The organism is Actinomadura sp. SCN-SB (assembly GCF_043906805.1).
In the GTDB taxonomy this organism is placed as follows: Bacteria; Actinomycetota; Actinomycetes; order Streptosporangiales; family Streptosporangiaceae; genus Spirillospora.
Genome location: NZ_JBIMPP010000061.1, coordinates 1 through 12,642, shown reverse-complemented (window position 1 = coordinate 12,642; position 12,642 = coordinate 1). Strand labels below are relative to the sequence as shown.

Annotated in this window: 12 protein-coding genes and 1 tRNA gene; 9 read left to right on the top strand and 4 right to left on the bottom strand. The window is 74.6% G+C overall.

Annotated elements, in window-relative coordinates:
- Positions 1 to 138 precede the first annotated feature (138 nt).
- Positions 139 to 906, bottom strand: coding sequence for an IclR family transcriptional regulator (locus ACGWYJ_RS30315; RefSeq protein ID WP_395109858.1), 768 nt, complete (start codon positions 904 to 906; stop codon positions 139 to 141).
- A gap of 47 nt (positions 907 to 953) precedes the next feature.
- Here ACGWYJ_RS30315 and ACGWYJ_RS30310 point away from each other — a divergent pair, with 47 nt between their 5' ends.
- Genes ACGWYJ_RS30310 through ACGWYJ_RS30300 form a run of 3 tightly spaced genes read left to right on the top strand, consistent with a single transcriptional unit; the run spans position 954 to position 3,489 of the window.
- Complete coding sequence (locus ACGWYJ_RS30310) at positions 954 to 2,057, top strand: cupin domain-containing protein (protein ID WP_395109857.1); 1,104 nt, start codon at positions 954 to 956, stop codon at positions 2,055 to 2,057.
- Positions 2,054 to 2,887 (top strand): fumarylacetoacetate hydrolase family protein, encoded by an 834-nt coding sequence (locus ACGWYJ_RS30305; protein WP_395109856.1) that lies wholly within the window; start codon positions 2,054 to 2,056, stop codon positions 2,885 to 2,887. The genes ACGWYJ_RS30310 and ACGWYJ_RS30305 overlap by 4 nt, the downstream gene beginning before the upstream one ends.
- Positions 2,884 to 3,489 (top strand): maleylpyruvate isomerase family mycothiol-dependent enzyme, encoded by a 606-nt coding sequence (locus ACGWYJ_RS30300; RefSeq protein WP_395109855.1) that lies wholly within the window; start codon positions 2,884 to 2,886, stop codon positions 3,487 to 3,489. The genes ACGWYJ_RS30305 and ACGWYJ_RS30300 overlap by 4 nt, the downstream gene beginning before the upstream one ends.
- A gap of 44 nt (positions 3,490 to 3,533) precedes the next feature.
- Here ACGWYJ_RS30300 and ACGWYJ_RS30295 read toward each other — a convergent pair whose 3' ends face one another.
- A complete protein-coding gene (locus ACGWYJ_RS30295; protein WP_395109854.1) occupies positions 3,534 to 3,725 on the bottom strand; it encodes a hypothetical protein in 192 nt (63 codons plus the stop codon).
- A 179-nt stretch (positions 3,726 to 3,904) separates the two neighbouring features.
- On the opposite strand from ACGWYJ_RS30295, the gene ACGWYJ_RS30290 reads away from it, so the two are divergent.
- The 6 genes from ACGWYJ_RS30290 to ACGWYJ_RS30265 all read left to right on the top strand — a co-directional run bounded on the left by ACGWYJ_RS30290 (position 3,905) and on the right by ACGWYJ_RS30265 (position 10,856).
- Positions 3,905 to 3,977, top strand: a tRNA-Trp gene (locus ACGWYJ_RS30290).
- Between the two features lie 192 nt (positions 3,978 to 4,169).
- Positions 4,170 to 5,594 carry an SDR family NAD(P)-dependent oxidoreductase gene (locus ACGWYJ_RS30285; protein ID WP_395109853.1) on the top strand — a complete coding sequence of 475 codons (1,425 nt, stop codon included), beginning with the start codon at positions 4,170 to 4,172 and terminating at the stop codon, positions 5,592 to 5,594.
- Between the two features lie 2 nt (positions 5,595 to 5,596).
- Complete coding sequence (locus ACGWYJ_RS30280) at positions 5,597 to 6,739, top strand: gala protein (RefSeq protein WP_395109852.1); 1,143 nt, start codon at positions 5,597 to 5,599, stop codon at positions 6,737 to 6,739.
- A 27-nt stretch (positions 6,740 to 6,766) separates the two neighbouring features.
- Positions 6,767 to 8,431: an ankyrin repeat domain-containing protein gene (locus ACGWYJ_RS30275; protein WP_395109851.1), complete on the top strand. Its 1,665-nt coding sequence runs from the start codon at positions 6,767 to 6,769 to the stop codon at positions 8,429 to 8,431.
- Positions 8,432 to 8,482: 51 nt separating this feature from the next.
- Positions 8,483 to 9,673, top strand: a complete 1,191-nt coding sequence (locus ACGWYJ_RS30270; RefSeq protein WP_395109850.1) for an AAA family ATPase — start codon at positions 8,483 to 8,485, stop codon at positions 9,671 to 9,673.
- Position 9,674: 1 nt separating this feature from the next.
- Entirely contained in the window at positions 9,675 to 10,856 is a 1,182-nt protein-coding gene (locus ACGWYJ_RS30265; RefSeq protein WP_395109849.1) for a VWA-like domain-containing protein, read from the top strand.
- 7 nt (positions 10,857 to 10,863) lie between these two features.
- Here ACGWYJ_RS30265 and ACGWYJ_RS30260 read toward each other — a convergent pair whose 3' ends face one another.
- Complete coding sequence (locus tag ACGWYJ_RS30260; protein ID WP_395109848.1) at positions 10,864 to 11,559, bottom strand: hypothetical protein; 696 nt, start codon at positions 11,557 to 11,559, stop codon at positions 10,864 to 10,866.
- A 55-nt stretch (positions 11,560 to 11,614) separates the two neighbouring features.
- Positions 11,615 to 12,642, bottom strand: a 1,028-nt coding sequence (locus ACGWYJ_RS30255; protein ID WP_395109847.1) for a hypothetical protein, incomplete at its 5' end; no start/stop codon positions are given.

The window sequence follows — 12,642 nt, the reverse complement described above, 5'->3', positions numbered from 1 at the left end:
GACCTGAACCGCGCCACCGCACCATGGCCACCACGCAGTCTGGCGGTCAGCCCGCTTCGGGGCGGACGGCCTCAGCCGAATCGTCGGTATCGGTTGAGAGCCTTCTCGGCGCGCCGTGGCCGGTGTGTCGCTTGGGGGTCAGGTGGTTTCGGGGCGGGCGGCTTCGGTCAGGTCGTTGGCTATGGCGGTGGCGGTGCGGCGCAGTGAGCCGACCCAGAACGGGATGCGGTCGCGGTCGAAGCGGGCCGAGGGCATCGCCACGGAGATCGCCGCGGCGGGGAGGCCGTCGCGTGGCCAGGGAACCGCGACGCCCAGCGCGCTGAGGCCCGTTTCGGTCAGGCCCTCGTTGATCGCGAAGCCGCGGCGGCGGATGAGCGCGAGTTCGCGCCGCAGGCGGGCGAGGTCGACTCCGGCGGCGGCCGGGTCGGGGTAGCGGCGGGCCAGTTCGTCCGGTGGGAGCGCGGCCAGCAGCACCTTGCCGCTGGAGCTGAGGTGGGCGGGCAGGACACGGCCGGAACGGTCGCCGACCCGCAGGATCTGGTCGCACTCCACCGTGTCCAGGAAGCGGACCTCGCTTCCGGCGAGCACCTGGAGGTTCACCGTTTCCCGTACGCGTTCGACCAGCGAGCGCATGTGCGCGGGCGCGATCTCGTGCAGGAGCCGGACCGGGGCCGGGGTGGCGTCGGCGGGACGCAGCGCGGGCCCGGCCCGGTAGCGGCGGTCGGCGTCCTGTTCGGCGAAGTCGCGGTAGACCAGCATCGCCAGCAGCCGGTGCGCCGTGGAGCGGGAGACGCCGAGCCGCTCCGCCGCCGCCGACACCCCCATCGGCCCCTCCTGTTGCAGGAGCGTCGCCAGGCGCAGGGCGTGGTCGACCGAGTCGATGGCGTACTGGGGCCTGTTCTTCACACCAGAATAGTAGATCCCTTCTGTCAGAACCGCCCTACGGTGAGCCCATGACCGTCTCCATCACCCCAGGTGAGGGTCCGGGCCAGCCCGAGCCCTCGCCCGAACTGGACGCGCTCTACCGCGGCTTCGAGCAGGAGCTGCTGATCCCCCTGTGGACCGAGATCGGCGACCTGATGCCGCCCGAGCCCCGCCCGGCCGCCGTGCCGCACGCCTGGCGGTGGAAGTCGCTGCTGCCGCTGGCCGAGCGGGCGGGCGAGCTGGTCCCGGTGGGCCGGGGCGGCGAGCGCCGCGCCATCGCGCTGGCCAACCCGGGCCTGGGCGGGCGCCCGTTCGCGACGCCGACGCTGTGGGCCGCCATCCAGTACCTCGGGCCGCGCGAGAACGCCCCCGAGCACCGCCACACCCAGCACGCCTTCCGCTTCGTGGTGGAGGGCGAGGGCGTGTGGACGGTCGTGAACGGCGACCCGGTCGCGATGCGGCGCGGCGACTTCCTCCTCACGCCCGGCTGGCAGTTCCACGGCCACCACAACGTGAGCGACGAGCCGATGGCGTGGCTGGACGGCCTGGACATCCCGTTCTCCCACTACGTCGGCTCCACGTTCTTCGAGTTCGGTCCGGACGAGGTCAGCGACACCTCCTCCCCCGACAGGTCGCGCTCGGAACGGCTGTGGGCGCACCCGGGGCTGCGGCCCGTCTCCAGTACCGAGCCGCTGCCCAGCTCCCCGATCGCCGCGTACCGGTGGGAGCACACCGACGCGGCGCTCGCCGACCAGCTCGCGCTGGAGGACGAGGGCCACCCCGGCGTCCTGGAGCCGGGGCACGCCGCGGTACGGTTCACCAACCCCTCGACCGGCGGCGACGTCATGCCCACGATCCGCGCCGAGTTCCACCGGCTGCGCGCGGGCACGACCACCGCGACCCGGCGGGAGGTCGGGTCGTCGGTGTGGCAGGTGTTCCAGGGCACCGGCACGGTCCGGGTCGGCGACCACGAGTGGCGTGCCGAGCAGGGCGACCTGATCGTGGTGCCGTCCTGGGCGCCGCTCACCCTGACCGCGAACGAGACCGAGCTGGACCTGTTCCGCTTCGGCGACGCTCCCATCTTCGAACGGCTCCACGCCGATCGCGTACACGTGGAAGGACGGCATCAGTGAGGCTCGCGACGATCCGGACGGCGGACGGCACCCAGGCGGTACGGGTCGACGGTGACCGCTACGCGGCCCTCGGCGCGCCCGACGTGGGCGCGGTGCTGGCGTCCCCGGACTGGTCCCGCACGGCCGCCGCGGCGGGCCCGGCCGAGACGCCGCTGGACGGGGTGGAGTACGCGCCGCTCGTCCCCAGCCCGGGAAAGATCATCTGCGTGGGGCTCAACTACCGCGCGCACATCCTGGAGATGGGACGCGAGCTGCCGCAGGCCCCGACGCTGTTCGCCAAGTACGCCGAGTCGCTGATCGGCGCCGCCGACCCGATCGCGCTGCCCCCGGAGACCGAGGGCATGGACTGGGAGGCGGAGCTGGCCGTGGTGGTCGGGGCCACGGTGCGGCGCGCGTCCCAAGAGGAGGCCGCGTCGGCCATCGCCGGGTTCACCGTCCTCAACGACGTCACCATGCGCGACTGGCAGAACCGCACCAAGCAGTGGCTCCAGGGCAAGACGTTCGAGGGCACCACCCCGCTCGGGCCCGTCCTGGTCACCCCGGACGAGCTGCCGGGCGGCACCACCCCGGCCCTGGAACTGAGCTGCACGGTGGACGGCGAGCAGGTGCAGAAGGCCGCCACGGACGACCTGGTGTTCGGCCCGGTGGAGCTGGTCCGCTACATCTCCACCGTCCTCACGCTCAAGCCCGGGGACGTGATCGCCACCGGCACGCCCGGCGGGGTCGGCCACGCCCGCAAGCCGCCGCGCTACCTGGCCGACGGCTCCCGGGTGGTCACCGAGATCTCCGGCATCGGCCGCCTGGAGAACACGGTGCGGGCCGAGTCATGACGGGCCGGGAGCACGGCGACTCGCTCGCCTGGATGGAGGAGGGGACGCGGGTCCTGCTGGGCGTCCTGGACGGCCTGCCGGACGACGCGCTGGACGCGGCCACGGAGCTGCCGTCCTGGTCCCGGCGGCATGTGGTCGCGCACGTCCACTACAACGCCGAGGCGCTGCGCCGCCTGGCGAGCTGGGCCCGCACCGGGACGCCCAGCCCGATGTACGCGAGCCACGAGCAGCGGAACGAGGAGATCGAGAAGGGCTCGCGGCTCCCCGCCGCTGAGCTGCGCGCGCTCGTCCACGGGTCCGCCGAGGCGCTGGCCGAGGACCTGCGCGAGCTGCCCGACGACGCCTGGAAGAACGAGGTCGTCACCGCGCAGGGACGCACCGTCCCGGCCACGGAGATCCCGTGGATGCGCACCCGCGAGGTCTGGATCCACGCCATCGACCTCAACGCGGGCGTCGGCTTCGACGACCTGCCGCCCGGACTGGTCCGCGCGCTCATCGACGACATCGTCACCAAGCGGGTCGCCTCGGGGCAGGGCCCGGAGCTCGTGCGCTGGCTGGCCGGGCGCGCCGGCTCCGCTCCGGACCTCGGCCCCTGGCTCTGAACGCGGGGACCCGTCCGGTGTGGCGGGTCCCCCGTTCCGGGGGTTCAGACGGGTTCGGGCTCTGGTTCGGGCTTGGGAGGACCCGGGCGCGGCATCGGTGAGGGCGGCACCAGCGGGCCGGGCTGGGGCGGTTCGGGCTGCGGGCCGGGCTTCGGCGCGGGCTGGGGGGCGGGGTTGGGAGCGGGCGGCGGATGCACCGAGCCGGTGACCGCGTCCGCCGGCGGGTCCTGCCTCATGGCGCCTCCTGTGTCGGTCATATGGGTGTCGGTCGTCCGGATGTATCCGTGGCGGCGCGCCTCGGCGGCCGAGGTGCCTTGATACCCACGGGTCACCCCGGTCATTCGGACGGGCCAGGGCGCGAACGGGCCGATTCCCGGGCGGAATGACGGTGTTGAGCGCTATGCTCCTGCGCTGCAGGGCCGTAGCGCAGAGGTCGTCGCGCCCAAGCACCAAGCTGGAGGACGCCGGTTCGAATCCGGCCGGTCCTGCCTCCCGCGCTCCCCGGCCGAAACGGATGGCAGATTGTCGGACCTGCCCGATATCGTGCCGACGGACGGGGCCACAGCGCAGCGGTCATCGCACTCCGCCGACCGGACGATGCCGATCCGGACACGACCGGTCTCATGCGCGGTCGCCGCCATGCCGACGGGGTTCGAGGGGGCGGGAGTTCGGGAGTGCCGATGACACCGGTCGATCACGACGCGCCCATCGACCCTGCCGACATCGACGCCTGCCTCCGCGTCCTCGCCCGCCTTCCCGCGCCCACCGAGCAGGACACCGGCGATCCGCGGCTGCGGGAGGTGTGGCAGGCCGTCGAACGCGCGCACCGCGAGTTCAAGAAGGCCCGCAAGACCGCGCGCCGCGCCGACCGGCGCCACCACGATCGCGAGGCCACCGCCGCCACCACCCGGTTCCGCGACCAGGACCCCGCCCCCACCCCGGCCGAACCGGCCGCCCCCGCCGCGAACGGGAAAGCGCGACCGCGCACGGCCGTCGTCCTGGGCGGGGAGCGGTCGTGCTACGTGTGCAAGGCGCGCTACCGGGAGCTGCATCCCGAGTACCACCTGCTCTGCCCGCCGTGCGCCGAGGAGAACCTGGCCCGCAGGTTCGCGCGCTGCGATCTGCGCGGGCGCCGGGCGCTGGTCACCGGCGGCCGGGTGAAGATCGGGTTCCAGGTGGCGCTCAAGCTGCTGCGGGACGGGGCCGAGGTGCTGGTCACCACCCGGTTCCCGCGCGACGCCGCCCGCCGGTTCGCGGCGGTGCCGGACGCCGGGGACTGGCTCGACCGGCTGCACGTCCACGGCGTGGACCTGCTCGACCTGCCCGCGGTGGCCGGGCTGCTGCGCGCCGCGCACGAGCGCTTCGACCATCTCGACATCCTCATCAACAACGCGGCGCAGACGATCCGGCGGCCCGCCGCCTACTACCGCGAGGTCCGCGCCGCCGAGGCCGAGGCGCTGGCCGGCCCCGCCGCCCGGATCGACCTGGTGGACGCCGTCCCGCCCGCGCGGGAACTGGAGAGCGGCGGCGCGCTCGCCGTCGCCCGGCCCGACCCCGAGGCGCTGGAGGCGCTGTTCCCCGCGGGCCGTACCGACGAGACGGGACAGCCGCTCGACCTGCGCGACCACAACAGCTGGACGCTGCGGCTGCACGAGGTCGACCCCGGCGAGTGGATGGAGGTGCAGCTGATCAACGCGTTCGCGCCGTTCCTGCTCACCTCCCGGCTGCGCGGCCTGCTGGAGGCGTCGCCCTGGCCGGACCGGTACGTGGTGCAGGTGTCGGCGATGGAGGGCAGCTTCTCCCGCAAGGGCAAGACCGTCCGCCACCCGCACACGAACATGGCCAAGGCGTCGCTCAACATGCTGACCCGCACGGCCGCCGCCGACTACGCGGCGTCCGGCATCCACATGAACAGCGTCGACACCGGATGGGTGACCGACGAGCGCCCGCATCCCGGCAAGCAGGCGCAGCGGGCGGTCGGCTTCCGCCCGCCGCTGGACGTCATCGACGGGGCGGCGCGCGTGTACGACCCGGTGGTGCGCGGTGTGCGCGGCGAGCGGCTGTCCGGATTGTTCCTGAAGGACTACCGACCGGTGGAGTGGTGAGATTGGCAGAACCGACGCCCGTACGCTGCCCGGCGATCGAGCACCCCGACGTGCCCGCCGCCGACCCGAACGACCTGGTGCCGCTGCTCGACCGGCTGGCCGAGCCCGCCGCGGTGGACGGCGACGAGACCTTCCCGCTCGGGACGCTGCGTCCCGACGGCCGGGTCGACCTGTGCAAGCAGGGGCTGGGCGCCGAGGGCGCGGCCCGGCTGCTGCCCGTCGCCGCCGGCTCGCCGCACGCCCGGCACGTGCTCCTCGGCACGAACGCCATCGGCGACGAGGGCGCACGCGCCGTGGCGGACGCGCTGCGTCCCGGGCACGGGCTGGAGACCGTCTACCTCGGCTGCAACCGGATCGGCCCGGACGGCGCGGCGGCCCTGGCGGAGTCCCTGGCCGGCGACGGCACCGTCAAGGCGATCTGGCTCAAGCGCAACCCGGTCGGCGACGCGGGCGCCCGTGCGCTGGCGGAGATGCTGCGAACCAACCGGACGATCCGCACGCTCGACCTGGTCAACACCGGTCTCGGTGCCGAGGGCCTGCGGGCGCTGCTGGACGCCCTGGCCGAGCGCCCGCGGCCGCTGGAACGGCTGTTCCTGGGCGGCAACGGGCTGAGCGCCGCTGAGGCCGGCCTGCTGGCCGCGCTGATCCGTGACGCGGGCGTCCGGGAGCTGTACCTGGCGGCCAACCACCTGGGCGACGAGGGCGCGGCGGTGCTGGCGGGCGCGGCCTCCGGCGCCGGGCGGTCCCGTCCGGTACGGCTCGGGCTGGGCGGCAACGGCATCGGCCCGGACGGCGCACGCGCGCTCGCCGGCGCCCTCGGCGGGATCGAGTCGCTCGATCTGGCCCGGCCGTCGTCCGAGCGGGCCCTGGGCGCGCCTCCCAACGCCACCGGCGACGAGGGCGTGGCCGTGCTCGCCGAGGCGCTGCCCGGCACCCCGCTGCGCCGCCTCGACCTGCGCCGCACCGGCATCACCGGGCGCGGCGCCAAGACGCTGCTGGCCTGCGTCCCCGACGACACGCGCCTGGAGTACGTGGGGCTGGGCCCGGGTGTCCCCCGGCGGGTGAAGCGGGCGCTGGCGCCGCGGCTGCGCCCGGCCGCCCGCCCCCACCCCGACATGCGGGCGATCGCAAGCCTGTACCGGTGACCGGTATCCCTGGAACGGGTGGCACCCATGATCGATCGACGTGGCCAGTACCTGGCCGACTGGCGGAGGATTCGCCGGTACGCGGTGCCCCGCTGGATGATCGAGCGGGCCGCCGAGCGCCGACTGGCGGGAGACTGGGCGGGGGCCTGCGCCGCGGCCCGTGTGCGGGTCGGCTTCGACCTGGCGTCCGTGGCCCGCGAGTACGGCGCCGTGGTCGCCCGCTCGCTTGAGAAGGATCTGCTGCACCTGGCCCCCGACCTGCTGCGCTGGCATCTGCCGAGGCTGAGCGAGGGACGCAGCACCCTGGCCACCCACCAGAAGATCATCCTGGCGCGGCACCGCGCGGGAACGCTGTGGGTCGCCACCCCCACCATGGCCGACGGGTCCCAGCATCTGAACCTGCGGTTCGGCGCGATCCCGCGTACCCAGGACGACTTCTGGAGGCCGCAGCCGCAGGATTGGAGCTCCGCACGTCACCTCTGGGACTCCCGGCACACGGCGGAACTGCTCGAACGCCACGGCGACGGAAAACGGGTCCCCTTCTTCCACCCCGACGGCACCCGGGTCGCCGACGAGGAACTGGGCGACACCCGTACCCCGGTGGGACTGGCCGAGCACGTCACGCTGCTCCAGGACCAGGGGGAGATCAAGGCCGCGTTCGACGCGGCCGGGATCGACCTGGAACTGCAGAACCTCGACCTGCCCGCCCGCTATCGCGCCGAGAACACGACGCTCGTGTCGGGGCTGCCGATCGCACCGTCCCGGCTCGTCGAGGAGGCGAAACGGCTCGGCCGGCGTTACCGCCGCTTCCGGATCCAGACCCGCTGGCCGTCCTCCCTGGTGGTCTCGCTCGGCCGCCCCCCGCGGGCGGCGCTGGTCTCCAACAACAAGGTGGACGACGAGCTTCGGGTGCTGCCCGATCCCGCGTGGCGGCGTCTGCCAGACCTCGACCTGCTGCGCGCCGGGCTCATCACGCCGGAGGAACTGCACCCGCTGGTGCGGTCTGCGCTGTTCCCCGCGCGTCCGCCCGCCGAAGGCCCCGTCGGACCGCCCGATCCGCCGCCGTTCACGCCGCTGCGGGTGCGCTGCCAGGGCGACTGGCACCTCGTCCAGGTCCGGGACGGCGACCTGCGGACCTCGCACACCGCGAAGGAGGAGCAGCGGGAGGCGGCGATGCGGGCGCTCGGCGGCGAGGTCACCGGCTGCTTCGCCGTCCGGCACATCTGGCACGGCGGCGACGGGCGGCTGCCGCGCGACCTGCGCGCCCAGCGCCGAGACATCTTCCTCCGCGCCCAGCACGGCGACGCCCCCGGCATCCTGCGCCTGCTCGACGCCGGAGCCGACCCTTTCGTACGGGACGGACGCAAGCGCACGCTGCTGCACTACATCCACATGGTCGACCACGAGGAACTGCTCCCCCGCCTGCTGGAGGCCGGTCTCGACCTGGAGGCCAAGGAGCAGGGCGACCGCACGCCCCTGCACATGGCGGTCGACGGCTACGGCTCGGAGGCGGTGATCCGCGCCCTGATCGACGCCGGCGCCCGTATCGACATCGTCGACGGGTGGGGCATGGGGCTGATCGACCTCATCAAGCGCACGAGACGCGCCGACCTGGGCTGGCTCCGCGAGCGTCTGAAGAAGGAGCACCCCGATGTCGGCGGCATGTGGTGGGGTCCCGAAGACGAGGAATGAACGGCGCGCGCACCGGCGGGCGCCCGCACGAAAGCTGGGGGTAGACGAGCGTTGGAACCACAGTCATCCGGGCCGCTGGCCGCCGCGGACGAGCTGAACGCGCGGGTGCGCGCGTGGCGGACCGAGCCGTCGGAGAGCCCGCAGCTGGAGGCGCTGGCGCTGGCGGTGACGGCGAACCTGCCGGTGCTGCTGTGGGGTGAGCCCGGTATCGGCAAGTCGGCGGGCATGGAGCAGCTCGCCGCCGGGCTGGACCTGCCGCTGGAGACGGTGATCGCCAGCGTGCACGAGCCGTCCGACTTCGCCGGACTGCCGATCATCGGGGACGACCCGGCCTCGACCGGCGTGCCGATGGCGCCGCCGGACTGGGCGGTGCGGCTCGCCTCGGCGGGACGCGGGCTGGTGTTCTTCGACGAGCTGTCGTCCGCGCCGCCCGCGGTGCAGGCCGCGCTGCTGCGGGTCGTCCTGGAACGGCGGGTGGGAAGCCTCGCGCTGCCCGAACCGGTACGGGTGGTGGCGGCGGCCAACCCGCCGTCCAGCGCCGCCGACGGCTGGCATCTGAGCCCGCCGCTGGCCAACCGGTTCGTCCACCTGCGCTGGACGCACGAGCCCCGGACGGTGGCGCGCGGCATGGCGGGCACCTGGCCGTCGCTGTCGATCCCCATGGTGGATCCGGCGAAGGCGACCGGCGCGGTGGCCCGCGCACGTGGCGCGATCTCCGGGTTCCTCACCGCGCGGCCCGGCCTGGCGCACCACCTGCCCGCCGACGCCGAGGCCAGGGGCGGGCCATGGCCGTCCCCGCGCACCTGGGAGATGGCGCTGCGGCTGCTGGCCGTCGGGTACGCCACGGACGCGAGCCCCGAGGGCCTGTCGGCGGCGATCGTCGGGGCGATCGGCGACGGCGCCGGGATCGAGCTGCTGTCGTACCTGGAGGCGCTGGACCTGCCCGACCCCGACCGGGTCCTGGCGAACCCGGAGGCGTTCAAGCTGCCCAAGCGCGGCGACCGGCAGCTCGCGTTCCTCACCTCCGTGGTCGCGGCGGTGCAGGGCGATGTCACCAGGCGGCGCTGGGAGGCCGGCTGGGCGGTGCTGGCGAAGGCCGTGGACGCGGGCGTGCCGGACGTCGCGGCGCGGGCCGCCGCCGACCTGGCCGCGCTGCGCGACACCGACTGGCCGGTGCCGTCCGGCATCGACGGGTTCGTCGACATCCTGCGGCTGTCGGGGGCCCTGCCGGGCGGTGGGTGAGATGGGCGGCCGCCTCGACCGGACCAAGCTGCTGGCCGCCCGGTACCGGGCCGCGACCGACCGGCCCTACCTGGCGTCGGCCCTGTACTCGTTGTCGGTCGTCGAGTCCTCCGGAGTGCCGACGATGGGCGTGGACCGGCACTGGCGCTGCTACGCCTCGCCGGAGTTCGTGGACGCGACGCCCGTGCAGGAGCTGGCGGCGGTGTGGATCCACGAGGTCTCGCACCTGCTGCGCGACCACCACGGCCGCGCCGACCGGCTGCCGGCGGCCGACCAGCGCGACCGGACCCGGGTCAACATCGCGCAGGACTGCGAGATCAACGACGATCTGATCGACGACCGGCTGCCGCTGCCGGAGGGGCGCATGGAGCCCCGCCTGTTCGGCCTGGACAAGGGGAAGCTGTTCGAGCAGTACCTGCCCGGCATCCCGCCCCAGGAGTTCCACCTGGACTGCGGGTCGGGAGCGCACGGCGTGCCCTCGCCCTGGGAGAGCGGCGATCCCGGTGCGCCGAAGGTCAGTCCCGTGGAGGCGGAGTCGCTGCGGCGGGCCACGGCCGAGGCGGTCCGCGCGCACGAACGGGCCCGCGGCACCGTCCCCTCCGGGTGGAGGCGCTGGGCCGAGGAGGTGCTGGAGCCCACGGTGGACTGGCGCCGGATGCTGGCGGGCGCGGTACGCGAGGCGGTCGCCTGGGCGGGCGGCGCGGTCGACTACACCTACCAGCGGCCGTCCCGGCGCACCGCCGCGATGCGAGGGGTGGTGCTGCCGACGCTGCGCCGCCCGCTGCCGCGCGTCGCGATCGTCGTCGACACCTCGGGGTCGATGGGCGAGGACGACCTGGCGGCGGCCATGGCCGAGGTGACCGGGGTGCTGCGCGAGGTCGGCGTGCGCGGCAACCGGGTCAGCGTGCTGGCCTGCGACGCCGACGTGCACGCGGTGTCCCGGGTGACGAAGTCCGAGCAGGTGGAGCTGGGCGGTGGCGGCGGTACCGACATGCGGGTCGGCATCGACCGCGCGCTGAAGGGCGGGGACCGGCCGAACGTGATCATCGTGCTCACCGACGGGTACACGCCGTGGCCGGAGGAGCCGGTGACCTGCCGGGTCATCGCGGCGCTCGTGGGCACGCAGCCGCCGGACCCGCCCGGGTGGGTGGAGAGCGTCCGCGTCGGGGACGCCGCGGCCTAGCGCGGTGTCAGTGGCTGGTGACCGTGATCCATTCGGCGTGCCTCACGACGTAGCGGAAGTCGGTCCTCAGCGCGTCGACGACCGCCGTCATGTGCGCGGCGCCCCACACCACGGCGACCTTGACGGGCTCGTGGTGGCGTTCGCGGTGGATCGTCCCGAGCGTCCGCACCAGCCTGCGGTCCCGTTCCGCCAGGATCTTCCGTTCCAGGAAGCCGCCGATCCCGCCTTCGGGCACCCACCGGTCGTGCATGTCGACCTGGTCGACGCCGGGGCGGTCGCGCGGATCGCCGTACCGGCCCAGCGCCCGCAGCCCGAGCGCGAACGCCGAGTCCACGGCGGTCTCCAGGATCCGGTCGCGGGCGGAACGCGCCTCGCGGTCGCGCGCCCGCTCCTCGGCCGGGCGGGTGTCGCCGCCCTCCCAGATGACGGGCACGCCGAGCGACTCCAGGTCGAGCGCGTTGAGCTGGTCCACCTGGTCGTCCCAGCGCAGCCGCGCCATCCGGGCCTGCGCGGGAGGCGCGTCCGGACCGCCCTCGGCCACGATCAGGTCGCAGGCCGAGGCGCGGGACGCGACCTCCTCGTAGAACGACCGGCGCCCCACATGGACCATCGGGAACAGCACGAACGTCAGCGGAGTGGTCCGGCGGCCCAGCGTGATCACTGCCGAGCGGACGCCCATCGCGGTGGACTCGATGAACTGCATGAGGCGACCCCCTGCCTGGTTGGACCCCTGGGAGCCGCCACCGGTTGCCATCGCCTCAGCGCAGTTCGGCGGCGGTCGCGAGCCGGATCTGGGCGTCGGCCCAGGCCGTGACCGTCCGCCGCGGGTCGTCACCGTCGAGGGCCGTGGCGAGGGCGTCCAGCAGCGCCGCCGTGGAGGCGAGCCCGGTGGCGCGCAGCCCGTCCGCGACACGGCCGACGCGGGCGCGGACACCGCGCGGAAGGTGACGCAGCCCGCGGTGAGCGGCCTCGGCGCACACCGCGAGGCCGTCGGACAGCGCCTGGCTGAGCGGGTCGGCCTCCTCGGCGCCCTGCGGGTCGAGCGCGGCGCTGCCGTCGCCCGGCGCCAGGTCGGGGACGACGACGCCCTCGGCGGTCAGGACCGCGATCGGGTCGACGATCAGCGTGCCGCGGGCGCGCCGCACCGACCCGCTGATGTAGCGGGGCCCCGCGCTCAGCGCCTCGGCCAGGGCGTCCAGCGCCCCCGGGCTGAAGGGCGAGTACGCGGCGGACACCACGGCGGTGGCGCCCTCCGCGTCGGCGACCGTCGCCCGCAGGATCTGCGCGCCCGCGTGGTAGCCGATGTCCCGGACGTCCGCGACCTCCATGACGCGGACGGCCTCGGCCTCCACCCGCGGCCGGACGAGCCGGGGCGGCTGCGCGGCCAGCTCCGCCTCCAGCGCCCGCAGGTCGCGGGCCAGCATCGTGCCGGGGAGGTCGCTCCAGGACGTGCCGACCGGCGTCACCGTCGTCTTGGACACCCGTCCGGTGCCCAGGCGCACCACGCGGCTCGGGCTGCGCGTCGCGTTCTCCGAGACCACGTTGGCGGCCGACAGCGCGCGCAACGCGGCGCCCGCGATCCTGCGCCCCGCCAGGTCGTGGCCGGTCAGGGACTGGTCCTCGGCCACCTCCCAGCGCCGCTTCAGCACCAGCACGATGCCGGTGCCCGTATGGGCCAGGTAGACGTCGGCGGTGCGTTCGGAGTCGTCACCGCCGACCCGGCAGCCCAGCGCGGTGAGCCGGACCCTGCGCAGCGGGGTCTCGGCGGTCTCGTCGGTGCCGAGCA